Annotated in this window: 19 protein-coding genes; 15 read left to right on the top strand and 4 right to left on the bottom strand. The window is 54.6% G+C overall.

The features are described 5' to 3' along the window. Positions 1-23: 23 nt before the first annotated feature. From N6G83_RS25550 to N6G83_RS25540, 3 genes are read left to right on the top strand one after another with little or no spacing between them, the layout of a single operon-like run. On the top strand, positions 24-1,406 hold the full coding sequence (locus N6G83_RS25550) for a PTS ascorbate transporter subunit IIC (RefSeq protein ID WP_024530683.1): 1,383 nt from the start codon (positions 24-26) through the stop codon (positions 1,404-1,406). Continuing rightward, positions 1,403-2,239 (top strand): transketolase, encoded by an 837-nt coding sequence (locus tag N6G83_RS25545; RefSeq protein ID WP_024530684.1) that lies wholly within the window; start codon positions 1,403-1,405, stop codon positions 2,237-2,239. Before N6G83_RS25550 ends, N6G83_RS25545 begins: the two co-directional genes overlap by 4 nt. Next, positions 2,232-3,194 (top strand): transketolase family protein, encoded by a 963-nt coding sequence (locus tag N6G83_RS25540; RefSeq protein WP_024530685.1) that lies wholly within the window; start codon positions 2,232-2,234, stop codon positions 3,192-3,194. Before N6G83_RS25545 ends, N6G83_RS25540 begins: the two co-directional genes overlap by 8 nt. A 269-nt stretch (positions 3,195-3,463) precedes the next feature. Here N6G83_RS25540 and pta read toward each other — a convergent pair whose 3' ends face one another. Together pta and ackA are read right to left on the bottom strand one after the other, a co-directional pair. Then, on the bottom strand, positions 3,464-5,623 hold the full coding sequence (gene pta, locus N6G83_RS25535; RefSeq protein WP_024529584.1) for a phosphate acetyltransferase: 2,160 nt from the start codon (positions 5,621-5,623) through the stop codon (positions 3,464-3,466). Positions 5,624-5,724: 101 nt separating this feature from the next. Next, positions 5,725-6,927 carry an acetate kinase gene (gene ackA, locus N6G83_RS25530; protein ID WP_024529585.1) on the bottom strand — a complete coding sequence of 401 codons (1,203 nt, stop codon included), beginning with the start codon at positions 6,925-6,927 and terminating at the stop codon, positions 5,725-5,727. A gap of 403 nt (positions 6,928-7,330) precedes the next feature. On the opposite strand from ackA, the gene yfbV reads away from it, so the two are divergent. From yfbV to N6G83_RS25510, 4 genes are all read left to right on the top strand, one after another. Continuing rightward, positions 7,331-7,786, top strand: coding sequence for a terminus macrodomain insulation protein YfbV (gene yfbV / locus N6G83_RS25525; protein WP_024485138.1), 456 nt, complete (start codon positions 7,331-7,333; stop codon positions 7,784-7,786). A 189-nt stretch (positions 7,787-7,975) separates the two neighbouring features. Beyond that, the gene (locus N6G83_RS25520) at positions 7,976-8,470 is read left to right on the top strand and encodes a YfbU family protein (RefSeq protein ID WP_021178532.1); all 495 of its coding nucleotides are present in this window, start codon (positions 7,976-7,978) and stop codon (positions 8,468-8,470) included. A 21-nt stretch (positions 8,471-8,491) separates the two neighbouring features. Further along, positions 8,492-9,172 carry a sugar phosphatase gene (locus tag N6G83_RS25515; protein WP_260524046.1) on the top strand — a complete coding sequence of 227 codons (681 nt, stop codon included), beginning with the start codon at positions 8,492-8,494 and terminating at the stop codon, positions 9,170-9,172. 71 nt (positions 9,173-9,243) lie between these two features. Further along, on the top strand, positions 9,244-11,076 hold the full coding sequence (locus N6G83_RS25510) for an SLC13 family permease (protein WP_024529587.1): 1,833 nt from the start codon (positions 9,244-9,246) through the stop codon (positions 11,074-11,076). Between the two features lie 383 nt (positions 11,077-11,459). Here the strand turns inward: N6G83_RS25510 and yfbR are convergent, their stop codons facing one another. Both yfbR and N6G83_RS25500 read right to left on the bottom strand, forming a co-directional pair. Beyond that, a complete protein-coding gene (gene yfbR, locus N6G83_RS25505; RefSeq protein ID WP_024529588.1) occupies positions 11,460-12,059 on the bottom strand; it encodes a 5'-deoxynucleotidase in 600 nt (199 codons plus the stop codon). Between the two features lie 89 nt (positions 12,060-12,148). After that, on the bottom strand, positions 12,149-13,363 hold the full coding sequence (locus tag N6G83_RS25500; protein ID WP_074028088.1) for a pyridoxal phosphate-dependent aminotransferase: 1,215 nt from the start codon (positions 13,361-13,363) through the stop codon (positions 12,149-12,151). Positions 13,364-14,199: 836 nt separating this feature from the next. Here N6G83_RS25500 and lrhA point away from each other — a divergent pair. The 8 genes from lrhA (at position 14,200) to nuoH (ending at position 24,577) form a co-directional block, all read left to right on the top strand. Beyond that, entirely contained in the window at positions 14,200-15,138 is a 939-nt protein-coding gene (lrhA, locus tag N6G83_RS25495) for a transcriptional regulator LrhA (protein ID WP_024529590.1), read from the top strand. Positions 15,139-15,841: 703 nt separating this feature from the next. After that, positions 15,842-16,282, top strand: coding sequence for an NADH-quinone oxidoreductase subunit A (locus N6G83_RS25490; RefSeq protein ID WP_024529591.1), 441 nt, complete (start codon positions 15,842-15,844; stop codon positions 16,280-16,282). Positions 16,283-16,297: 15 nt separating this feature from the next. Further along, positions 16,298-16,972: a NuoB/complex I 20 kDa subunit family protein gene (locus tag N6G83_RS25485; RefSeq protein WP_024529592.1), complete on the top strand. Its 675-nt coding sequence runs from the start codon at positions 16,298-16,300 to the stop codon at positions 16,970-16,972. A 96-nt stretch (positions 16,973-17,068) separates the two neighbouring features. Further along, positions 17,069-18,865 (top strand): NADH-quinone oxidoreductase subunit C/D, encoded by a 1,797-nt coding sequence (gene nuoC / locus N6G83_RS25480; protein ID WP_409529723.1) that lies wholly within the window; start codon positions 17,069-17,071, stop codon positions 18,863-18,865. A 2-nt stretch (positions 18,866-18,867) separates the two neighbouring features. Continuing rightward, entirely contained in the window at positions 18,868-19,419 is a 552-nt protein-coding gene (gene nuoE / locus N6G83_RS25475) for an NADH-quinone oxidoreductase subunit NuoE (RefSeq protein WP_021178523.1), read from the top strand. After that, entirely contained in the window at positions 19,416-20,768 is a 1,353-nt protein-coding gene (nuoF, locus tag N6G83_RS25470; RefSeq protein ID WP_021805992.1) for an NADH-quinone oxidoreductase subunit NuoF, read from the top strand. Before nuoE ends, nuoF begins: the two co-directional genes overlap by 4 nt. A gap of 99 nt (positions 20,769-20,867) precedes the next feature. Then, positions 20,868-23,603 (top strand): NADH-quinone oxidoreductase subunit NuoG, encoded by a 2,736-nt coding sequence (gene nuoG / locus N6G83_RS25465; protein WP_199062428.1) that lies wholly within the window; start codon positions 20,868-20,870, stop codon positions 23,601-23,603. Continuing rightward, on the top strand, positions 23,600-24,577 hold the full coding sequence (gene nuoH / locus N6G83_RS25460; RefSeq protein ID WP_021805990.1) for an NADH-quinone oxidoreductase subunit NuoH: 978 nt from the start codon (positions 23,600-23,602) through the stop codon (positions 24,575-24,577). Before nuoG ends, nuoH begins: the two co-directional genes overlap by 4 nt. The last annotated feature ends 14 nt before the right edge of the window (positions 24,578-24,591 follow it).

The following is a 24,591-nucleotide window of genomic DNA, read 5'->3' as shown; positions in this document are numbered from 1 at the left end:
TCTAACCCATTGGCGAGGTGGATATGTTTATCCAGGAAACGCTCAGGTTTGTGGTTGATATATTAAAGGTCCCGGCGGTATTGGTCGGGGTGATTGCCTTGATTGGCTTATTGGCACAAAAGAAATCTTTTTCTGACGTAGTCAAAGGTACGGTTAAAACCATTCTGGGCTTTATTGTGTTGGGCGGTGGGGCGACGGTATTAGTCGGCTCGCTGAATCCATTGGGCGGCATGTTTGAGCATGCGTTCAATATTCAGGGAATTATTCCCAATAACGAAGCGATTGTCTCTATCTCACTAGAGAAATACGGTGCCTCCACCGCGTTGATCATGGCGTTTGGCATGGTGGCCAACATCATCGTGGCCCGCTTTACCCGCTTGAAATACATCTTCCTGACCGGACACCACACCTTCTACATGGCCTGTATGATCGGCATCATCCTCACCGTGGCCGGTTTTGAGGGCGTACAGCTGGTGTTCACCGGAGCGTTGACTCTGGGCTTGGTGATGGCGTTCTTCCCGGCGATCGCCCAGCGCTATATGCGCCGCATTACCGGTAACGACGACATTGCCTTTGGCCATTTCGGTACCTTGGGCTATGTCCTTTCCGGCTGGATCGGCTCCAAGGTGGGGAAAAACTCGCGTTCCACCGAGGAGATGAATTTACCTAAAAACCTCAGCTTCCTACGTGACAGCTCGATTTCCATCTCGATGACCATGATCGTGATCTACCTGATCCTGGCTATCTGCGCGGGCCAGGATTACGTCGAAAGCCAATTGAGTGGCGGGCAGAACTACCTGGTGTACTCGATTATTCAGGCGATCACTTTTGCCGCCGGGGTATTCATCATTCTGCAAGGGGTGCGCCTGATCCTGGCCGAGATCGTCCCGGCCTTTACCGGCTTTTCGGAAAAACTGGTCCCTAATGCCCGCCCGGCGCTGGACTGCCCGGTGGTCTATCCCTACGCCCCTAATGCGGTGTTGATTGGTTTCCTGTTCAGCTTCCTGGGGGGCTTGGCCGGTCTGTTCTTGCTCGGCCAAATGAAGATGGTGCTGATCCTGCCGGGCGTGGTGCCGCACTTCTTCACCGGGGCCACTGCCGGGGTGTTCGGCAATGCGACCGGCGGGCGGCGCGGTGCCATGCTGGGGGCATTTGCCAACGGTCTGTTGATTACCTTCCTGCCGGTGCTGTTGTTGCCGGTACTGGGCGCGCTGGGTTTTGCCAACACCACCTTCTCCGATACGGACTTCGGTGTGGTGGGGATCGTGTTGGGCAATATGGCGCGCTTCCTGACCAAAGAAATGATCATGGTCGCGATCGTCGCCATCTTTGGCTTGCTGGTCGCACATAACTTCTTGGGGAAACGCAAAGATGCCCCAGCCAAAAATAAGGAGGAAAGCTCATGAGCAACACCGTGACTGATTTGACGCAATTGGCCGGGGCAATCCGTCTGGAAACGCTGAAGGCACTCACTGGACTGGGATTTGGCCATTATGGTGGCTGTATGTCGGTGGTTGAAACGCTGGCGGTGCTGTACGGCGAAGTGATGCGTATCGATCCGGGTGACCCGGATTGGCCTGAGCGCGATTATTTCGTGCTGTCGAAAGGCCATGCAGGCCCGGCGCTGTATAGCGTGCTGGCGCTTAAGGGCTATTTCCCATTGGAACAGCTGCAAACGCTCAACCAGAATGGCACCCGGTTGCCGAGCCATCCAGATCGCTTGCTAACTCGTGGGGTGGATGCCACCACCGGTTCGCTCGGGCAAGGGGTCTCTATCGCTGCCGGTATGGCGCTTGCACACCAACTGGCAAAGCGCAGCAACCGGGTATTCTGCATCCTGGGGGACGGTGAATTGAACGAAGGCCAATGCTGGGAAGCGTTCCAGTTTATCGCCCACCATAACCTGCATAATCTGACGCTGTTTATTGATTACAACAAACAGCAGTTGGACGGCGCGCTGGATGAGGTGATCAAACCCTTCGATCTGGCCGGTAAATTCCGCGCCTTCGGTTTTGAGGTGCAAACCGTTCGTGGGGATGACATTGCGGCGATCCGTGATGCCGTATTGCCGGAGCGTAGTGGAGAGCAACGGCCGCTGGTGGTGATCCTCGATAGCCTCAAGGGGCAGGGGGTGGCTTACCTGGAGAACCTGAAAAACTCACATCATCTGCGCTTAACGCCAGATGTTCGCAGCGAAATCGAAAAGGCCATTGCCGAGCTGGAGGCCGCCTATGTTTAACCTGGAAATGCCGTTGGAAAAAGACGCCGTAGAAATGCGCAAGGTGTACGCCAGCGTGATCCGTCAACAGGCCGAGGCCGATACGCCAGTGATCGCCTTGGAGGCCGATCTGATGAGTTCGATGGCGATGGATGGCGTACATAAGGATCACCCAGAGCGGGTTATCAACTGCGGCATCATGGAGGCCAATGTGATTGGCGTGGCCGCCGGTTTGTCACTGAGCGGACGAGTGCCATTTGTTCACACCTTCACCGCTTTTGCCAGCCGCCGCTGTTTCGATCAGCTGTTTATGTCGTTGGACTATCAGCGCAACAACGTCAAGGTGATCGCTTCCGATGCCGGGGTCAGCGCCTGCCATAACGGGGGCACGCATATGTCGTTTGAAGACATGGGGATCGTGCGCGGCCTGGCGAATTCGGTGGTGCTGGAAGTGACCGATGCCACCATGTTCCAGGATATTTTGCAGCAACTGGTGAAGTTGCAAGGCTTCTACTGGGTGCGAACCATCCGTAAGCAGGCGACACGAATTTATCCCGCAGGCTATCGTTTCACCATCGGTAAGGCTAATTTGCTGCGTGACGGCAGTGATATTACGCTGATCGCCAACGGCATTATGGTCGCCGAAGCGTTGCAGGCGGCGCAGGAACTGCAACAGCGTGGCATCAGCGCGGCGGTGATTGACATGTTTACGCTCAAGCCTATCGATCGTGAAATCATCAAAACCTTTGCGGCGAAAACCGGCAGGATCGTCACCTGCGAGAACCACAGCATTCATAACGGGCTTGGTTCGGCGGTGGCGGAGGTGTTGGTGGAAGAGTGCCCGGTACCGATGCGGCGGGTGGGGGTGAAAGGCCGCTATGGGCAAGTGGGTACGCAGGAGTTCTTGCAGCAGGAATATGGCCTGACGGCGGCGCATATTGTGGCGGCGGCGGATGAGCTGTTGGCCCTCCCATAGGGAGAGGGAACTGATAGGCGGCGCTCTGCTGGAAGTAAATAGGTAATCTCAACAAATTCGACCGCCCCCTCATCCAAGGTGAGCCACCGAATTTTCAGATCCACTCGATCGGTCCCCTCTCCCTGTGGGAGAGGGTTAGGGTGAGGGGCATCAGGAGGTGCATTGCTTACTCTTTGTTGACGCCAAAAATAAAACGGCCCGGTGATGATCACCAGGCCGTTATGGGTATTACCAGAGTCTAAAGGTGCCGTAGTGGCACCTTTGTCTCATCAGGCTTTAGCTGCCTGTGCATCAGCCTGAGCCGACTGGATCGCCGTCAGGGCTACGGTATAGACGATGTCGTCAACCAGAGCACCACGGGACAGGTCGTTCACCGGCTTGCGCATGCCTTGCAGCATTGGCCCGATAGATACCAGGTCAGCAGAACGTTGCACCGCTTTATAAGTGGTGTTACCGGTGTTCAGATCCGGGAAGATGAACACGGTCGCCTGACCGGCTACTGGCGAATTAGGCGCTTTGGATTTGGCCACGTCGGCCATGATCGCTGCGTCATATTGCAGTGGGCCATCGATGATCAGATCCGGGCGTTTTTCCTGTGCCAGACGGGTCGCTTCACGCACTTTCTCAACGTCGCTACCTGCACCGGAATTACCGGTAGAGTAAGAGATCATCGCTACGCGTGGTTCGATACCGAATGCGGCTGCGGAATCGGCAGACTGAATGGCGATTTCAGACAGCTGTTCAGCGGTTGGATCCGGGTTGATCGCGCAGTCACCGTAGACCAGAACCTGGTCAGGCAGCAGCATGAAGAACACGGAGGAAACCAGGGAACTGCCCGGTGCGGTTTTGATCAACTGCAACGGTGGGCGGATGGTATTGGCGGTGGTGTGAACGGCACCGGAAACCAGGCCGTCAACTTCGCCTTTCTCCAGCATCAGGGTGCCGAGAACCACGTTGTCTTCCAACTGCTCACGCGCAACCACTTCGGTCATGCCCTTGCTCTTGCGCAGCTCAACCAGACGCGGCACATAGAGTTCACGCACGGCGACCGGATCGACGATCTCGATGCCTTTACCCAGCTCAACGCCCTGCGCGGCGGCAACGCGTTTGATCTCTTCCGGATTACCCAGCAGCACACATTCCGCGATACCACGTTCGGCACAGATGGCCGCCGCTTTCACGGTGCGTGGCTCGTCGCCTTCCGGCAGCACGATGCGTTTACCCGCTTTGCGTGCCAGCTCGGTCAGCTCATAACGGAACGCCGGTGGGGACAGACGACGCGAACGCTCAGAAGTGGCGGTCAGGGACTCGATCCATTCGGCGTTGATGTGGCTGGCCACGTAGTTCTGTACTTTCTCAATACGCTGATGGTCGTCTGAAGGCACTTCGAGGTTGAAGCTTTGCAGGCTCAGCGAGGTCTGCCAGGTGTTGGTGTCAACCATGAACACCGGCAGGCCGGTTTCAAAGGCGCGCTCACACAGCTTGTTGATGGAGGCATCGATCTCGTAGCCGCCGGTCAACAGGATGGCACCAATTTCCACGCCGTTCATCGCGGCCAGGCAGGCTGAAACCAGCACGTCCGGACGGTCGGCAGAAGTGACTAACAGGGAACCTGGGCGGAAGTGTTCCAGCATGTGCGGAATGCTGCGCGCACAGAAGGTCACAGATTTTACCCGGCGGGTCATGATGTCGCCTTCGTTGATCACTCGCGCCTTCAGGTGGCGGGCCATATCAATGGCACGGGTAGCGATCAGTTCGAAGCTCCACGGTACGCAACCCAACACCGGCAGCGGGCTGTTGGCGAACAGCTGTGCAGGATCGACGTTGGCTACGCTGGCCTTGGTGGAATCGTCAAAGATTTCGGACAGGTCTGGGCGAGTACGGCCCTGATCGTCCACCGGAGCGTTCAGCTTGTTGATGATCACGCCGGTAATGTTTTTGTTCTTGCTGCCGCCGAAGCTGGAGCGAGCCAGTTCGATGCGCTCGGTCAACTGGGCTGGAGAATCGTTGCCCAGTGCCAGCACAAAGACGATCTCTGCGTTCAGCGTTTTGGCGATCTCGTAGTTCAGCGAGTTGGCGAACTGATGCTTACGGGTAGGCACCAGGCCTTCGATCAGCACCACTTCTGCGTCTTTGGTGTTTTCGTGGTAACGGGCCACGATCTCTTCCATCAGCACGTCCTGCTGGTTGGAGCTCAACAGGCCCTCAACGTAGCTCATACGCAGGGGTTCGGCCGCCGGAATGGTCGAGTTGCTGCGGATGATGGTGGTGGTCTGGTCGAGGGAATCGCCGCCGGTACGCGGTTGGGCAATAGGTTTGAACACGCTCAGGCGAACGCCTTTTTGCTCCATGGAGCGGATGACACCCAGGCTGACGCTGGTCAGACCGACGCTGGTGCCTGTGGGGATCAACATAATTGTACGTGACACAGAATAGTCCTCTTCACGGTTTTCTGCCTGCAACGGGGGCGCAGACAAAGATGACAGGCTCAAAACAACACCGCCAGCCTGGGCTGACGGTGTGGAGAGCATTAAGCGGTCAGACGGGAAGCGTCTTGCGCGATGACCAATTCTTCGTTGGTCGGGATCACCAGTGCCGGACGGCTGCCGTCTTTGGTGATGTTGCCTGATTTGCCGAAGCGGGCAGCCAGGTTGCGTTCATGATCGATTTCAAAGCCCAGCAGGCCCAGTTTGTCCAGGGTCAGCTCACGTACCATCGCGGCGTTCTCACCGATACCACCGGTGAAGATCACGGCATCCAGACGGCCTTCCATCAGGGCGCTATAGGCACCAATGTACTTGGCCAGACGGTGGCAGAAGACGTCCATGGCGCGCTTGGCATCAGCCTTGGTGTCATAGTTGTCTTCAACGTAACGGCAGTCGCTGGTGACTTCAGTCAGGCCCAGCAGGCCAGACTCTTTGGTCAGCATCTTGTTGATCTGGTCAACGCTCATGCCCATGGCGTCGTGCAGATGGAAGATGATGGCTGGATCGATGTCACCACTGCGGGTACCCATTACCAGACCTTCCAGCGGGGTCAGACCCATGGAAGTATCAACACACTTACCGTTGCGTACTGCGGTTACGGAACCGCCGTTGCCCAGATGGCAGGTGATGATGTTAACTTCTTCAACCGGCTTGTTCAGCGCCTTCGCGGCTTCTTGCGTCACATAGAAGTGGCTGGTGCCGTGTGCGCCGTAGCGACGAACGCCATGGTCGCGGTACAGGCTGTACGGCAGGGCATACAGATAGGACTCTTCCGGCATGGTCTGATGGAACGCGGTGTCAAACACGGCAACGTTTTTATCAGCCAGATTAGGGAAGGATTTCAACGCTTCAGCGATACCGATCAGGTGAGCCGGGTTATGCAGTGGTGCAAAAGGTACCGAATCTTTGATACCCTGCAGGACTTCGTCGTTGATGACGGCAGAAGCCGTGAACTTCTCGCCGCCGTGCACGATGCGGTGGCCGATAGCGGTCAACTGGGCAGAAAGCTCTGGTTTTTGTGCCAGAATAGTATTAACAATGAAGTTCAGCGCTTCGCTGTGCGCTGCACCGGCACCCAGTGCCGCTTCTTGTTTACTGCCATCCATTTTCCATTTGATACGGGCTTCAGGAAGATGGAAGCACTCGGCCAGGCCAGAGAGGTATTCTTCACCGTTGGCTGCATCGATGATGGCGAATTTCAGGGAAGAACTGCCGCAGTTAAGGACCAGTACTAGCTTACTCGACATGGAAGTACCTACTTATAGTTCGTGTTGGTATTAAGGAAGACCCAAAAACACGTGGTGAATAAAACGTCAATCAGACAACAAGCGTAGCGCATAATGCCGTTGACATTTATGATTAACATCATGTCAGTGATACAAAGGACACAATGATGAAAAAACCGATGATTTCTCTGCGGTTTAAGCGATCCTGATTTTTACCGTTTCCTAGCCCCACATGGCCGCCAACGGCAGGATTAGGGAGATAGGGCTAAAAGTTGACAAATCTTCTGTCATCTTCTACCGGCACATGGCCGGCTTAGGATACCGATAGCCCGCCACAAACACAAAATAAATTTAAAGCTTCAACTTTTTTGTTAGTGTGTTTGCAAGAATATTTTATTTTTTATACGTGAAGTTGAGGTGCGCAATGACGAGCAGACCATCCGGTTCCGTAAGCTGGTTTCAGATATTCCAGCGCGGGCAGCATTACATGAAAACCTGGCCAGCAGACAAACGGCTGGCACCGCTTTTCCCTGAGAACCGCGTGGCGCGCGCTACCCGCTTTGCCGTTCGCTTTATGCCCCCGTTGGCGATTTTTACCCTGACCTGGCAGATTGCGCTCGGCGGTCAGCTTGGCCCGGCGATCGCTACTGCATTGTTCGCCTGTAGCCTGCCGATGCAGGGGCTGTGGTGGTTGGGCCGTCGTTCCGTGACGCCGTTGCCGCCAACCTTGCTGCAATGGTTCCATGAGGTCCGTAACAAGCTGGCGGAAGCCGGGCAGGCGATTGCCCCCGTTGAAGGGACGCCAACCTACCAGGCGCTGGCGGACGTGCTGAAACGTGCCTTCAAGCAGTTGGACAAAACCTTCCTCGACGATCTTTAAGCGCTACTGGGCCGGGGACTCACCGGCCTTGCTTGCTTTATGCCGCAAATTCGTGCCCTGATCATGTCTGGCTACGTCCCACATTTGACCAATATCCCGGTTCAAATCAAAGAAAGGTTTAGTTGTGATTCCACGCCATACTGAAGTCATGCGATGCTCTGGTTAATTTGCAGAACTGAGGACAATGAAATGGAAATGACTCACGCCCAACGGCTGATTTTGTCGAATCAATACAAGATGATGACCATGCTCGATCCGGACAATGCAGAGCGCTACCGCCGCTTGCAGACGATCATCGAGCGCGGTTTTGGTTTGCAAATGCGCGAGCTGGATCGTGATTTTGGTGAGATGAGCGAAGAAGTGTGCCGCACCATCATCAACATCATGGAAATGCACCATGCGCTCCAGGTTTCCTGGGAGAACCTCAAGGATCGCCAGGGGCTGGACGCGCGTCGCCTGGCATTCCTTGGTTTTGATGCTGCAACCGAAGCACGCTACCTGAGCTATGTGCGTTTCCTGGTGAACACGGAAGGGCGGTATACTCATTTCGATTCTGGTAGCCACGGGTTTAACGCCCAAACCAAAATGTGGGAAAAATACCAGCGCATGCTGAGTATCTGGCTATCCTGCCCACGCCAGTATCATTTGAGCGCCGTCGAGATTGCGCAAATCATCAATGCCTGATTAAACGTAGAGGGGTTTCCCGTGGAGTGTAAGGGTTTTCTGTTCGATCTTGATGGAACGTTAGTAGATTCATTACCGGCAGTAGAGCGAGCCTGGACGCATTGGGCAGAACGCCATGGCATCAGCCCGCAACAGGTGCTGGACTTTATCCACGGGAAACAGGCGATCACCTCGCTGCGTCACTTTATGCCGAATGCCACCGAGGCTGAGCTACAGCATGAGTTCAAACTGCTTGAGCAGGTGGAAGCAGAGGATACCGACGGCGTCAACGCTCTGCCTGGTGCATTGGCCTTGCTGGAGCAGATCAATGCGTTGGGGATACCTTGGGCGATTGTCACCTCGGGTTCCGTGCCAGTAGCTAACGCACGCCGTATTGCCGGTGGGTTGCCACTTCCTGAAGTGTTTGTCACCTGTGAGTTGGTCAAACAAGGTAAACCGTATCCAGACGCCTACCTGTTAGGGGCAAAAGGCCTTGGGCTGGCACCGCAGGACTGTGTGGTGGTGGAAGATGCCCCAGCCGGGATCCTTTCCGGTTTGGCAGCTGGCTGCCAGGTGATTGCGGTAAATGCACCGGCAGACGCACCGAAACTAAACCAGGTGGATCTGATCCTTTCCTCCTTGGAACAGCTCAAGATAACCAGGTCCGAACAGGGTGAAATCTTGAACTTATTGCTTAATCTGCACTTTATTACCCCAATTTGATTAGACCCCGCATCGGCGGGGTTTTTTTATGCTAATTTCTTATGCCGGGATCACTGCAGAATGAGGCCGTTTTGAACAGCGAATTACTTTGGGTTTTGAGTTTATTGTTAATAGCCATTGTGCTGTTTACCACCAACAAGCTGCGTATGGATGTGGTGGCACTGTTGGTGATCATTGCGTTTGTGCTCAGTGGAACCTTGAGCTTGCAAGAGGCAACGGCTGGCTTCAGCGATCCTAACGTCATTCTGATTGCCGCCCTGTTCGTCATTGGCGAAGGGTTGGTGCGCACCGGGGTGGCCTATCAGGTTGGTGACTGGTTAGTGAGAGTGGCGGGCAGCAGTGAAACCAAGATGATGATGCTGCTGATGTTTACCGTTGCCGGGCTGGGGGCCTTTATGAGCTCAACCGGGGTGGTAGCCATCTTTATCCCCGTGGTGCTCAGCGTAGCGGTACGCATGAAAATCTCCCCAGGGCGGCTGATGATGCCTCTGAGCTTTGCCGGTTTGATCAGCGGCATGATGACGCTGGTCGCCACGCCGCCGAATATGGTGGTCAACAGCGAACTGGTGCGTGAAGGCATCACTGGTTTCGGGTTCTTTGGCGTCACGCCAATTGGTTTGGTGGTGTTGCTGTTGGGCGTGGGTTACATGCTGATTGCGCGCCGCTGGCTCGGCGACAGCGGCGGCACCAAAACCAAGTCGGCCTGGGAGCGTCGGACTTTCCGCGATTTAATTCGCGACTATAAGCTCACCGGCCGGGCGCGTCGTTTGGCGGTGCGTAGTGGTTCACCCCTGATTGGCCGTTCGCTGGATGAGCTGCATTTGCGCGCGCGTTACAGCGCCAACGTTATCGGCATCGAGCGCTGGAAGCGTTTTCGCCGGGTGATGATCAGCGCCTTTGGCAGCACGGAACTGCGCGAAGGGGACGTATTGCTGATCGACATGACGGATTGCGATATCGATCTGCGTCAGTTCTGTAGTGAGCAACAACTTGAGCCCATGGTGCTGAGAGGGGAATATTTCTCCGAACAGTCACGCAACGTGGGGATGGCCGAAGTTTCGCTAATCCCTGAGTCGGCCCTGCTGGGGAAAAGCGTGCGCGATGCCACTTTCCGTAGCCGTTACGATCTCAACGTAGTCGGCATCCGCCGCAATGGTGAAACCCTGCAAGGCAAGCTGGTGGATGAGCCTTTGGGGCTGGGGGACATTCTGTTGGTGATCGGCGATTGGAAAGCAATCCGCCAGTTGCAGGCCAAAACCCATGACTTTATCGTCTTGAACCTGCCCGCAGAAGTGGACGAAGTGGCACCGGCTATCACCCAGGCTCCTCATGCGTTGTTCTGCCTGGCGCTGATGGTGGCAATGATGCTGACCGACGAGATCCCGAATCCGATCGCCGCGCTGATCGCTTGCCTGTTGATGGGGCGTTTTCGCTGCATCGATATGGAAAGCGCCTATAAGGCGATCCATTGGCCTAGCATCATTTTGATCGTCGGTATGATGCCCTTTGCCCAGGCGTTGCAGAAAACGGGCGGGGTAGACCTGATCGTCCGTGGGTTGATGGACGTTGCCGGTGACGCCGGGCCACACGTCATGCTGGCCTGTCTGTTTGTCCTGTGCGCCACCATAGGGCTGTTTATCTCCAACACCGCCACGGCGGTATTGATGGCTCCGATAGCCATCGCCGCGGCCCGTGAAATGGGAGTTTCGCCTTATCCGTTCGCCATGATTATCGCGATTGCCGCCTCTGCCGCCTTTATGACGCCGGTGTCATCACCGGTCAATACGCTGGTGTTGGGGCCGGGGAACTACAAGTTTGGCGATTTTCTGAAAATTGGGGTGCCTTTCACCGTGCTGGTGATGATTGTCAGCGTGATCCTGGTGCCTTGGTTGTATGCGTTTTAAGCACACGGTTTGCGTTTTATGTCAGGATTAAGAAAAGGCGCTTTATCTTTTTTTAGAATACGATGAAGTCGCTAACGACCGAAACCAGAAAGCGTTTTGGCATTTTATCGGCTCATGCTGCAGCTCGTTGAGACTTTACGGCGATCGGTGTCGCCCAAGCTTAGTTTAGCGATCCTTCTGGAGTTGCCATGAAAATGAAACATGGATTTATAACCCTTACTTTAGCTTCGTAGTGTTGGACGCAGATAAACACACCCGGGTGCAAGAATATACCAGCGCGTATTAAGGGATATTGCCACCGGTGAGACCACCGAAAGCCTGAAGGTACGACCTGCGGCTAAGGTGTCGCAGACTGCCAGGTGCATATGCACCTGGCTCTAAGCTCACATTGTTGAGTCGCTGCTGATTTCATCCAGCGAAAGGCTGAAACTCGGGATGAATACCTGCATAAAATAATCCATTTCCGGGCTGTGGCGCATTTGCAGCGTTTTCTCCAGACGAGCCTTGGCCTGCTTGAACTCATTATTCCCCGCCGAAAGCTCCTCCAGACACTTCAGATAAGCGCATAGCGCATCGGCCTGCTTCACGATCAGCTTTTCGTCCTCGCTGTGATGATGCTCATCCAGGATAGAGCGGAAATCGTTTTGTAACTCTTCCGGTAGCATCTCCAGCAGCTTTTGCTGGGCAATCTTCTCGATTTTTTTGTATTCGTGGGCAATCTGCGGGTTGTAATACTTGATGGGAGTAGGCATATCACCGGTCAGCACTTCGCTGGCATCGTGATACATCGCCAACAACGCCACGCGTTCGGCATTCAGGTTGCCGTTAAACTTGCGGTTTTTGATCGCGGCCAGCGCATGGGCGACAAAGGCGACCTGCAAGCTGTGTTCGGAAACGTTTTCGGTACGCACATTGCGCATCAGCGGCCAGCGGCTAATCAGTTTCAAACGGGACAGGTGGGCAAAGAAGTGGCTCTGGCTCATGATGTTCTCTCTTTGGGTCTGTAGGAGAGCAGTATACTGCGTCAGTGCCAATCAGAGAAACGGGCGCCGCACGCAGCGCCCGGCAAAAATTACTGGTGATAGGTTTCCAGGAAGCGGCCCAGTTTGCCCACCGCCATTTCCAATTCATCCACGCGGGGCAGAGTAACGATACGGACGTGGTCTGGGTAAGGCCAGTTGAACGCGCTGCCCTGTACCAGTAACACTTTCTCTTGCAACAGCAGATCCAGCACCAGTTTCTGGTCGTCGCGGATGTTAAAGCGCTTGGCGTCGATGCGTGGGAACATATAGAGCGCACCCTGAGGTTTCACGCAGGAAACGCCAGGGATATCGTTCAGCAGTTCCCAGGTGCGGTCACGTTGTTCATACAGGCGGCCACCAGGCTGAATAAATTCGCTGATGCTCTGGTAACCCCCCAGTGCCGTCTGAATCGCATGCTGCATTGGTACGTTGGCACAAAGACGCATGGAAGCCAGCATCTCCAGCCCTTCAATATAGCCTTTGGCATGCTTCTTCGGCCCGTTGAGCACCATCCAGCCCTGACGGAAACCGGCAACGCGGTAGGTTTTGGACAGGCCGTTAAAGGTGACGGTCAGCAGATCTGGGGCCAGTGCGGCGATGGAGTGATGCTCTGCCTCGTCGTAGAGGATCTTGTCGTAGATTTCGTCGGCAAAGATGATCAGGTCATGCTGGCGGGCGATCTCGACGATCTGTTCCAGCAGTTCTTTGCTGTAGACCGCGCCGGTTGGGTTGTTAGGATTGATGATCACGATGCCACGGGTGCGTGGGGTGATTTTGCTGCGAATATCATCCAGATCCGGGAACCAGCCTGCTTCCTCGTCGCACATATAGTGCACGGCCTTGCCGCTGGAAAGCGACACGGCGGCGGTCCACAGCGGATAGTCTGGCGCAGGCACCAGCATTTCATCACCGATATTCAGCAGCGCTTGCATGGACTGCACGATCAGCTCAGAAACGCCATTGCCAATGTAGATATCCTCAACGGTCACGTCACGCATGTTACGTGCCTGGTAGTGCTGCATGATCGCCTTGCGCGCCGAGTACAGCCCTTTGGAATCGCAGTAGCCTTGTGCCGTTGGCAGATTGCGGATCACGTCGACCAGAATTTCATCGGGGGCATCAAAGCCGAATGGGGCAGGGTTGCCAATGTTCAGCTTGAGGACTTTATTGCCTTCTTCTTCAAGACGTTTCGCTTCTTTGAGCACCGGGCCACGAATGTCATAACAGACGTTGTCCAGTTTGCTGGATTTCTCAATGGGGGACATAGAAAGTTGAGCCTTTTGCTAAGATAGGGTCGTTCCTACCGTGGAACACCGCAATCCGTCCAATGTACTCCTGGAGGCCGGGCTTTTGAAGGGTTATGCACTGCTTTGGTGAAAACGATCGGCAAAAATCGCTTTTTAAGACAATAACTGTCTGAATTGATCTGTTTTTTAGTGATTAAGTCTGAATTTGTATTTATTTTAAGATTTATATGTCGGATGGTGAGCGCATCACGTAAGGGGTTTTTATCAGTTAACCGCTGAAAGACGTGCGCCAAGCGCCAGAAAAACACCAAAGCCGCATAAAAATAGTAATATGGGATTAATCTGGTTTCTTGTCGGTACTGACAATACCACACTGAGTTGAAGTAGAATTACATTAGACCCACTTCAGTAATTAACTTAAATTTTATTTAAGTAATGGTCAGTGTCTTTTAATAATCAAAAGACTTACTGCTTGAATTTATTAAATTCCCTAATCGATGAGTCGTTGGATATACGAGGGGGTTGTTAATATTTTGTACAGAAAACAACAATGCTGTCATGGTCTCTGGCGGCCAGAGATCGAGGTAACCGGGAGGAAAGGGGGATTTTGCCCGCATAGGATTATCAATGCTTATAAGGGTAAGCACTTTTCGTCGTAACTTTCACCACTATCAATAAGCCGTTGCGATAGATCATGGATAAAAAGCGATGCAGATAACGAAATATAAGTAATTTTTTTGCCCTCTTCTAATGAGTGGGGTACTGTCATAAGTGGCGCATGCCCTTTTCAGCTGCGTCTTAGAAATACACCAGGGTAGTTTGTAAATTAGAATTTAAAAAGTGAAGAAAACACTATGACAAGTGCAAATCGTCCGATACTTAATCTCGACCTCGATCTGCTAAGAACCTTTGTTGCTGTTGCTGATTTGAATACGTTTGCGGCGGCTGCCGTTGCCGTTTGTCGTACTCAGTCCGCAGTCAGTCAACAAATGCAGCGGTTAGAGCAATTGGTTGGCAAAGAGTTGTTCGCCCGTCATGGGCGCAATAAGTTGTTAACCGAACACGGTATCCAGCTTCTCGGCTACGCCAGGAAAATCCTGCGCTTCAACGACGAAGCCTGTGCCTCCTTGATGTACAACAATATCAAGGGTGTCCTGACTATCGGTGCTTCTGATGACACCGCCGATAGCATTTTGCCCTTCTTGCTAAACCGCGTGACGTCGGTCTATCCCAAGCTGGCGATTGATGTGCGGGTGAAGCGTAGTCCGTTCATGATCGACATGCTGAAGAACGGCGAAGTGGATCTGGCCATCACCACCGTGGATACCGAAGGGCATCCGCACATCGTTCTGCGCACGTCTCCAACGCTGTGGTACTGCTCGGCGGATTACCATTACCAGGCGGGGGAACCGATCCCTCTGGTGGTGATGGATGAGCCAAGCCCGTTCCGTGCGATGGCGATCAAGCACCTTGACGCTGCCGGTATTCCTTGGCGTATTGCCTACGTGGCCTCTACGCTGTCTGCGGTGCGCGCGGCGTGCCGGGCAGGTTTGGGGATCACCGTACGGCCAATCGAGATGATGAGCCCAGATCTGCGAGTCCTGGGGGCGACGGAAGGTTTACCGCATCTTCCTGATACTCAGTATGCGCTGTGCAAAGACATGAAGTGCGAAAATGAACTGGCCATGGCGATCTTCAGTGCCGTACAAAACGGCAGTGAGATTTACCACTTCGGTGGCGGTGAATCTTCGGTGATCGATGAAGGTTCCAGCCTGGTGGATAGCGAAGAGTAGCGTTTTACCCTAAGCTTGCCGTATTGAAAGTTACAAACCTCTGCCATGGCAGAGGTTTTTTTTAGCTTAAAAAAAGGGATATTAAGGATTTTGGCCTGTTGAAGGTAAATTCGATGCTAAATGGGTATTTCTTCATGGTTTCTAGCCGATGAAACCCTCATTTCTTCGTATTGCTCGTTTTTTATGCAGTGATAACAATGAGTAAATGCCTGGAGTTGGTAGGGTTATTTTGCTATTTTACGCTGACGTTTTTTTACCTGAAATTGACAAAAATTGTTAAACTGCCACACTTTTTTTGAGGATTTCTGCCTGAAACGTGTCCTGGATCAAAAAAATACCCCTAGGTAGTGAGTGGAACAACAGGGAATTCCTGAGAGAATGGTATAGTAAAAGTGAAATGTGCCTGCGGGGTTATATCTATCTGTTTCCGTTGAGCAATCAACTGACACGATTTAGCCTAAGCCAAGCGCATCATATGTTAATTAAATGCTTCGTATGTAAATTAGTGTGTAGATACTTTTGTCAAAGTTGACAGAAGGTTATAGAAAGGAGTAAAAAGCCCACAGTAAAACACTGCCTAACTCTCTGTAAAAGCAGTCTGTTTGTGTGGTTATTTATCCTTCCCTTAAATCGATGTGGTGCACTAACTGCCAGTTACAAGAGCAGAGCGATCGACGCCACTTTTGATGAGTAAGCATAGAGTATGTCAACAACCATTGAAGTCATCGCTCATCACTGGGCGTTCGCCGTATTTCTTATCATGGCTATCGGGCTCTGCGGCTTAATGCTGCTGGGTGCGTTCTTCTTGGGTGGGAGAGCCCAGGCTCGCTCGAAAAACACCCCCTATGAATCAGGGATCGACTCGGTCGGTACGGCGCGCCTGCGTCTGTCCGCCAAGTTTTACCTGGTGGCCATGTTCTTCGTTATTTTCGATGTTGAAGCCTTATACCTGTATGCCTGGTCGGTCTCCATTCGTGAGAGCGGTTGGGTAGGCTTTATCGAAGCCGCCATTTTCATTTTGGTGTTATTGGCTGGTCTGGTTTATCTGGTGCGTATCGGCGCATTGGATTGGACTCCAACGCGTTCCAAGCGTTTGAGCAAGCCAGGTACCATCAAGAACGCTAGCAACAGTCATCCGCAGTAACAGCGAGGCATTAAGATGGACTATACGCTCACCCGCATAGACCCGAACGGTGAGAACGACCGTTATCCCCTGCAAAAACAGGAGATCGTTGGCGATCCCCTTGAGCAGCAGGTTCACCGTACGGTTTACATGGGTAAACTCGAACATGCTTTGCATGACATGGTGAACTGGGGGCGTAAAAACTCTCTTTGGCCGTATAACTTCGGCCTTTCGTGCTGTTATGTGGAAATGGTGACCTCGTTTACCGCCGTTCACGATGTGGCGCGTTTTGGTGCGGAAGTATTGCGTGCCTCCCCACGCCAGGCAGACTTTATGGTCGTTGCCGGCACCTGCTTTACCAAGATGGCCCCGGTTATTCAGCGCTTGTACGAGCAAATGCTGGAGCCTAAATGGGTGATCTCGATGGGCGCCTGCGCCAACTCCGGCGGCATGTACGACATCTACTCGGTTGTTCAGGGCGTGGATAAATTCCTGCCGGTCGACGTGTATATCCCAGGCTGTCCGCCGCGCCCGGAAGCTTACATGCAGGCACTGTTGCTGCTGCAAGAATCCATTGGCAAAGAACGTCGCCCGCTGTCGTGGGTCGTTGGCGATCAGGGCGTGTACCGCGCCAATATGCCATCAGAAAAAGAACGTAAGCACGCCGAGCGTATTGCGGTAACCAACCTTCGGTCGCCTGACGAGATTTAAGACGTTCATTTAACGTCCATCTTAGTGCGCTATTGGTTAACACAGCGAAAAGTTGAACTTGCGGCGAAATAACCCTTTAGTGTGGTGAAAAAAATTATGACAGATTTAACGACGCACGAAGCTCTGCCTGCTTGGCATACCCGCGATCATCTCGATGATCCGGTGATCGGCGAACTGCGCAACCGTTTTGGGCCGGAAGCCTTTACTGTTCAGCCCACCCGTACCGGAATGCCCGTGGTATGGGTTAAAGTTGAGCAGTTGCTGGAAGTGATGACGTTTTTGAGAAAACAACCGAAGCCGTACGTCATGCTGTTCGATCTGCATGGCATGGACGAGCGTCTTCGTATCCACCGTGAAGGCTTGCCTGCCGCGGACTTCTCTGTTTTCTACCATCTGATTTCTGTTGAACGTAACCGTGACATCATGCTGAAAGTGGCGCTGTCTGAAAAAGACCTGCACGTGCCCACAGCAACCAAGATTTTCCCGAATGCCAACTGGTATGAGCGCGAAACCTGGGAAATGTTCGGTATTACCTTCGACGGCCACCCGCACCTGACGCGCATCATGATGCCGCAGACCTGGGAAGGCCATCCACTGCGTAAAGACTACCCGGCGCGTGCTACCGAATTCGATCCCTTTGTGTTGACCAAGCAGAAAGAAGATCTGGAGATGGAATCGCTGAAGTTCAAGCCGGAAGAGTGGGGCATGAAGCGCGGCACCGAGAACGAGGACTTCATGTTCCTCAACCTCGGCCCGAACCACCCGTCTTCACACGGTGCATTCCGTATTATTCTGCAGCTGGACGGTGAAGACATCGTCGACTGTGTGCCGGACGTGGGCTACCACCACCGTGGCGCAGAGAAGATGGGCGAACGCCAGTCCTGGCACAGCTTTATCCCGTATACCGACCGTATCGAATACCTCGGCGGCTGCGTAAACGAAATGCCTTACGTACTGGCGGTGGAAAAACTGGCCGGGATCGTGGTGCCGGATCGTGTCAACACCATCCGCGTGATGCTGTCTGAACTGTTCCGCATCAACAGCCACCTGCTGTACATCAGTACCTTTATCCAGGACGTGGGCGCCATGACCCCGGTGTTCTTCGCCTTTACCGATCGGCAGAAAGTGTACGATCTGGTGGAAGCGATTACCGGTTTCCGTATGCACCCGGCCTGGTTCCGTATTGGTGGCGTGGCACACGACCTGCCGCGTGGCTGGGATCGTCTGCTGCGTGACTTCCTGGACTGGATGCCGAAGCGCCTCGACTCCTATGTGAAAGCCGCACTGCACAACACCATTCTGAAAGGGCGTTCTGTCGGCGTCGCTTCTTACAACGCGAAAGAGGCGTTGGAATGGGGTGTGACCGGTGCTGGCCTGCGTGCTACCGGCGTTGAGTTTGACGTGCGTAAATGGCGTCCATACTCCGGCTATGAAAACTTCGATTTCGAAGTTCCGGTCGGCGACGGCAACAGCGACTGCTACACCCGCGTGATGCTGAAAGTGGAAGAGCTGCGCCAGAGCCTGCGCATTCTTGAGCAGTGCCTGAACAACATGCCGGAAGGCCCGTTCAAGGCCGATCATCCGCTGACCACGCCGCCGCCGAAAGAGCGCACGCTGCAGCATATTGAAACGCTGATCACCCACTTCCTGCAGGTTTCCTGGGGCCCGGTGATGCCAGCTAACGAATCATTCCAGATGGTTGAAGCCACGAAAGGGATCAACAGCTACTACCTGACCAGCGACGGCAGCACCATGAGCTATCGCACCAGGATCCGTACGCCAAGCTATGCTCACCTGCAGCAAATCCCTGCGGTGATCCGTGGCAGCCTGGTCTCTGACCTGATCGTCTATCTGGGTAGTATCGATTTTGTAATGTCAGATGTGGACCGCTAACTATGCATGATCTTAAAGACACTCACGTGAGTCACGATGCGCTTGAGGCCACCAATGCAGCCGCTCCACAGAGCGGCGCTGATGCATTTGTGCTGAGTGCGGAAGAACGTGATGCGATCGAGCACGAAAAGCACCATTACGAGGATCCACGCGCCGCCTCCATTGAAGCACTGAAGATCGTGCAGAAGCAGCGTGGCTGGGTTCCGGATGGGGCGATTTATGCCATCGCTGAAGTGCTGGGCATCCCAGCCAGCGACGTAGAAGGCGTGGCCACGTTCTACAGCCAGATTTTCCGCCAGCCGGTAGGACGCCACGTGATCCGTTACTGTGACAGCGTAGTTTGTCACATCAACGGCTATCAGGGCATTCAGGCCGCGCTGGAAAAGAAACTCAACATCAAGCCGGGCCAGACTACCTTCGACGGTCGTTTCACCCTGCTGCCGACCTGCTGTCTGGGTAACTGCGACAAAGGCCCGAACATGATGATCGATGAAGATACTCATGCTCACCTGACGCCAGAAAACGCGGTCGAACTGTTGGAGCGGTATAAATGATGATTGATATCAAACGTACTGCCGAAATGCATCCGCTGACCTGGCGCCTGCGCGATGACCAACAGCCGGTATGGCTGGATGAATATCGCAGCAAAAACGGCTACCAGGGCGCGGAAAAAGCGCTGAAAGGCATGGCCGCCGACGACATCGTCACCCTGGTGAAAGATGCCGGGCTGAAAGGTCGTGGCGGTGCAGGTTTCTCCACCGGTTTGAAGTGGAGCCTGATGCCGAAAGACGAATCCATGAACATCCGTTACCTGCTGTGTAACGCCGATGAAATGGAGCCGGGCACCTATAAAGACCGTCTGCTGATGGAGCAACTGCCGCACCTGCTGGTGGAAGGCATGTTGATTTCGGCATTCGCGCTGAAAGCCTACCGGGGTTACATCTTCCTGCGTGGCGAATACGTCGAGGCCGCAGTGCATCTGCGCCGTGCGATTGCAGAAGCTACCGAAGCAGGCCTGCTGGGCAAAAATATCATGGGCAGCGGCTTTGACTTCGAGCTGTTCGTCCACACCGGCGCTGGCCGCTACATCTGCGGTGAAGAAACGGCGCTGATCAACTCGCTGGAAGGCCGTCGCGCCAACCCGCGCTCCAAGCCGCCATTCCCCGCTTCTGTGGGCGTATGGGGCAAACCAACCTGCGTGAACAACGTTGAGACCCTGTGTAACGTGCCTGCCATCCTCGAGCATGGTGTGGACTGGTACAAAGGGATCTCCGCCGGTAAGAGTAACGACGCTGGTACCAAACTGATGGGCTTCTCTGGCCGGGTGAAAAACCCAGGCGTCTGGGAGCTGCCGTTTGGTACCACTGCGCGTGAAATTCTGGAAGATTACGCCGGTGGCATGCGCGATGGCCTGAAATTTAAAGCCTGGCAGCCGGGCGGGGCGGGTACCGATTTCCTGACCGCCGACCACCTGGATCTGCCAATGGACTTCGAAAGCATCGGCAAAGCGGGCAGCCGTTTGGGTACGGCGCTGGCGATGGCGGTGGATCACGAAATCGGCATGGTTCCCCTGGTGCGTAACCTGGAAGAGTTCTTTGCCCGTGAGTCCTGTGGCTGGTGTACACCGTGCCGTGACGGCTTGCCGTGGAGCGTGAAGATCCTGCGTGCTTTGGAAAGAGGCGAAGGCCAGCCGGGGGATATCGAAACCCTCGAGCAGCTGTGCCGTTCCCTTGGCCCAGGTAAAACCTTCTGCGCCCATGCGCCAGGTGCCGTAGAGCCACTGCAAAGCGCGATTAAATATTTCCGTGAAGAGTTTGAAGCCGGGATTTCCCCACAGTACTTGGGCAATCTCCAGGCGGTTGGCGGCATTCAGCCAAACAACTTGTTGAAGCAACGCTGGTAATCCCGCTTTGCCTGGGTGCGGTGAGCGCGCCCTGAAACACGGCCAGAATTTTTGATTAACGCCTGCCTTATGGGCAGGCCACTTGGAAGCATGCTGACTATGGCTACGATTCATGTAGACGGCAAAGAATACGACGTAGATGGAGCCGACAACCTGTTGCAGGCGTGTCTCTCCCTCGGCCTCGATATTCCTTACTTTTGCTGGCATCCGGCGCTTGGAAGCGTCGGCGCTTGCCGCCAATGTGCGGTAAAGCAATACCAAAACGCGGACGATACGCGTGGCCGTTTGGTGATGTCCTGTATGACACCGGCATCCGATGGAACCTTTATTTCCATCGATGACGCAGAAGCCAAACAGTTCCGTGAAAGCGTGGTCGAGTGGTTGATGACCAACCACCCGCACGACTGTCCGGTATGTGAAGAGGGCGGTAACTGTCACCTGCAAGATATGACAGTAATGACCGGCCACAGCTTCCGTAAATATCGCTTCAGTAAGCGCACCCATAACAACCAGGAACTGGGGCCATTTATCTCGCATGAGATGAACCGCTGCATCGCCTGCTACCGTTGTGTGCGTTACTACAAAGACTACGCAGATGGCACCGATTTCGGTGTGTACGGCGCGCACGACAACGTCTATTTCGGTCGTCCGGAAAGCGGCACGCTGGAAAGCGAGTTCTCCGGTAACCTGGTAGAAGTGTGCCCAACCGGCGTGTTCACCGACAAAACCCACTCCGAGCGTTACAACCGTAAGTGGGACATGCAGTTTGCTCCGAGCATCTGCCAGCAGTGCAGCATCGGCTGTAACACCAGCCCGGGTGAGCGCTATGGCGAACTGCGTCGTATCGAAAACCGTTACAACGGCAGCGTAAACCACTATTTCCTGTGTGACCGCGGCCGCTTTGGTTATGGCTATGTGAACCAGAAAGATCGCCCTCGTCAGCCGCAGCAACTGCGTGGCAACGACTGGATCACCCTGAACGCCGAGCAGGCGATGCAGGGCGCGGCAGATATTCTGCGTCAGGCCAACAAAACCATCGGTATCGGTTCACCGCGTGCCAGCCTGGAAAGCAACTTTGCGTTGCGTGAACTGGTCGGCGCCGAGAACTTCTATACCGGCATCAATCAGGCTGAACAACAGCGCCTGAACCTGATGCTCAACGTGTTGAAAAACAGCGGCGTTTATACGCCTAACCTGCGCGAAATCGAAAGCTACGACGCGGTGTTGGTACTGGGTGAAGATTTGACCCAAACCGGCGCTCGTATCGCGCTGTCGGTGCGTCAGGCAGTGAAAGGTAAAGCCCGCGCGATGGCTGCGGCACACCGCGTTGCCGATTGGCAGATCGCGGCGGTGCAAACCATCGGGCAGCACGCCAAACACCCGCTGTTCGTCACTAACGTCGATAACACCCGCTTGGACGACATCGCCGCCTGGAACTATCGTGCGCCGGTGGATGATCAAGCCCGTTTAGGCTTCGCCATTGCCCACGCGCTGGATGATTCCGCTCCCGCGGTGACCGATCTGGCCGAAGACCTGAACAAGAAAATTGATGTGATCGTACAGGCCCTGGCCGGTGCGCAGAAGCCATTGATCATTACCGGCAGCAATGCGGGTAGCACAGCTATCATTGAAGCTGCGGCCAACATTGCCAAGGCGTTGAAAGGTCGCGGTGCCAATGTTGGTATCACCTTCGTCGCAGCGGCTGCTAACAGCATGGGCTTGGCGATGATTGGTGGTGGCTCGCTGGACGAGGCACTGGTGCAACTGGAAAGTGGTGCCGCTGATACCGCCATCGTGATGGAAAACGATCTCTATCGTCACGCCCCGGCGGCCAAAGTGGATGCCGCATTGGCCAAGATCAGTAACCTGATCGTTGCCGATCACCAGCGCACCGCCATCATGGACAAAGCCAACCTGATCCTGTCTGCGGCCAGTTTTGCAGAGAGCGATGGGACTTTGGTCAGCCAGGAAGGCCGCGCACAGCGCTTCTTCCAGGTTTACGATCCGGCTTATTACGATGATGCCAAGAAAAATATCTATAGCGTGATGTTGGAAAGCTGGCGTTGGATGCACTCGCTGCACTCCACCTACACCAGCCGCCAGGTTGACTGGACTCAGCTAGATGACGTGATTGCCGCCTGCGTGAGCGCATTGCCGCAGTTACAAGGTATTGTCGAAGCTGCACCAGATGCGACCTTCCGCATCCGTGGTCAGAAACTGGCCCGTTCACCGCACCGCTACAGTGGCCGCACCGCGATGCGTGCCGATATCAGCGTGCATGAACCGCGTCAGCCGCAGGATAAAGACACCATGTTCGCCTTCTCGATGGAAGGGAACAACAGCCCGCTGGCTGACCGTCAGCAGATCCCATTTGCCTGGGCTCCAGGTTGGAACTCACCGCAGGCATGGAACAAGTTCCAGGCCGAAGTGGGTGGCAAACTGCGCCATGGCGATCCGGGTATCCGCCTGATCGAAGCAGGGGAGGGCAACCTCGGTTACTTCACCGCTATCCCTACGGCGTTTAAAGCCGAAGGCTGGCGTGTTGCGCCGTATTACCACCTGTTTGGCAGTGACGAAATGTCACAGCGCTCCGAAGTGATCCAGCAGCGTATGCCTCAGGCCTACGTGATGATCAACGTTGCCGATGCCGCGCAGCTTGGTGTCAATGCCGGTGCCTGGGTCGAGTTCAGCTGTGCCGGTCAAACGCTGCGTTTGCCGGTACGCCTGAGTGAAACCCTGAGCCAAGGCCAGGTTGGTTTGCCGCTCGGCTTGCCAGGGATCCCGCCGGTACTGGTGGGTGCGAAGGTTGAAAATCTGCGGGAGGCGGCACTATGAGCTGGTTGACACCTGAGGTGATCGACATCCTGATCGCCGTGTTGAAAGCGGTGGTGATCCTGTTGGTCGTGGTCACCTGCGGGGCGTTTATGAGCTTCGGCGAACGCCGTCTGCTGGGGCTGTTCCAGAACCGTTACGGACCAAACCGTGTCGGCTGGGGCGGTTCGCTGCAGCTGGTCGCCGACATGATCAAAATGTTCTTCAAAGAAGACTGGGTTCCGACCTTCGCCGACCGCATGATCTTTACGTTGGCCCCGGTGATTGCCTTTACCTCGCTGCTGTTGGCCTTTGCCATCGTGCCGGTCAGCCCGACCTGGTCGGTGGCCGATCTCAACATCGGTATTCTGTTCTTCCTGATGATGGCTGGCCTGGCGGTGTATGCCGTGCTGTTCGCCGGCTGGTCCAGTAACAACAAATACTCGCTGTTAGGTGCGATGCGTGCTTCGGCACAAACCCTGAGCTACGAAGTGTTCCTCGGCCTGTCCGTGTTGGGCGTGGTGGCGCAAGCCGACTCGTTCAACATGCAGGCGATTGTTGAATCACAGGCGCACATCTGGAACGTCATTCCGCAATTCTTTGGTTTCATTACCTTTGCGATTGCCGGTGTGGCGGTATGTCACCGCCACCCATTTGACCAGCCGGAAGCCGAGCAGGAACTGGCCGACGGTTACCACATTGAATATTCCGGCATGAAATTCGGTCTGTTCTTCGTGGGGGAATACATCGGTATCGTGACCGTGTCCGCCCTGATTGTGACGTTGTTCTTCGGCGGTTGGCAGGGTCCATTCCTGCCGCCATTCATCTGGTTCGCACTGAAAACGGCTTTCTTCATGGTGATGTTCATTCTGATCCGTGCTTCGTTGCCGCGTCCGCGTTATGACCAGGTGATGTCATTCGGCTGGAAGATTTGCCTGCCGTTGACGCTGCTGAACCTGCTGGCAACCGCCGCGGTCATTTTGTACAACGCTCAATAAGGGGTGAATAAACC

This window comes from Serratia sp. PL7 (genome assembly GCF_945957435.1).
The sequence above is the reverse complement of the archived record's forward strand: the minus strand, read 5'-3'. Positions and strand labels throughout refer to the sequence as shown.

Coding starts and splice junctions, on each gene's coding strand:
- yfbR (WP_024529588.1), bottom strand. CDS start 12,059: ATGAGCCAGAGCCACTTCTTTGCCCACCTGTCCCGTTTGAAACTGATT.
- nuoC (WP_409529723.1), top strand. CDS start 17,069: ATGACAGATTTAACGACGCACGAAGCTCTGCCTGCTTGGCATACCCGC.
- N6G83_RS25485 (WP_024529592.1), top strand. CDS start 16,298: ATGGACTATACGCTCACCCGCATAGACCCGAACGGTGAGAACGACCGT.
- N6G83_RS25520 (WP_021178532.1), top strand. CDS start 7,976: ATGGAAATGACTCACGCCCAACGGCTGATTTTGTCGAATCAATACAAG.
- ackA (WP_024529585.1), bottom strand. CDS start 6,927: ATGTCGAGTAAGCTAGTACTGGTCCTTAACTGCGGCAGTTCTTCCCTG.
- N6G83_RS25490 (WP_024529591.1), top strand. CDS start 15,842: ATGTCAACAACCATTGAAGTCATCGCTCATCACTGGGCGTTCGCCGTA.
- nuoG (WP_199062428.1), top strand. CDS start 20,868: ATGGCTACGATTCATGTAGACGGCAAAGAATACGACGTAGATGGAGCC.
- N6G83_RS25550 (WP_024530683.1), top strand. CDS start 24: ATGTTTATCCAGGAAACGCTCAGGTTTGTGGTTGATATATTAAAGGTC.
- N6G83_RS25545 (WP_024530684.1), top strand. CDS start 1,403: ATGAGCAACACCGTGACTGATTTGACGCAATTGGCCGGGGCAATCCGT.
- nuoE (WP_021178523.1), top strand. CDS start 18,868: ATGCATGATCTTAAAGACACTCACGTGAGTCACGATGCGCTTGAGGCC.
- nuoH (WP_021805990.1), top strand. CDS start 23,600: ATGAGCTGGTTGACACCTGAGGTGATCGACATCCTGATCGCCGTGTTG.
- N6G83_RS25540 (WP_024530685.1), top strand. CDS start 2,232: ATGTTTAACCTGGAAATGCCGTTGGAAAAAGACGCCGTAGAAATGCGC.
- N6G83_RS25500 (WP_074028088.1), bottom strand. CDS start 13,363: ATGTCCCCCATTGAGAAATCCAGCAAACTGGACAACGTCTGTTATGAC.
- yfbV (WP_024485138.1), top strand. CDS start 7,331: ATGACGAGCAGACCATCCGGTTCCGTAAGCTGGTTTCAGATATTCCAG.
- nuoF (WP_021805992.1), top strand. CDS start 19,416: ATGATGATTGATATCAAACGTACTGCCGAAATGCATCCGCTGACCTGG.
- lrhA (WP_024529590.1), top strand. CDS start 14,200: ATGACAAGTGCAAATCGTCCGATACTTAATCTCGACCTCGATCTGCTA.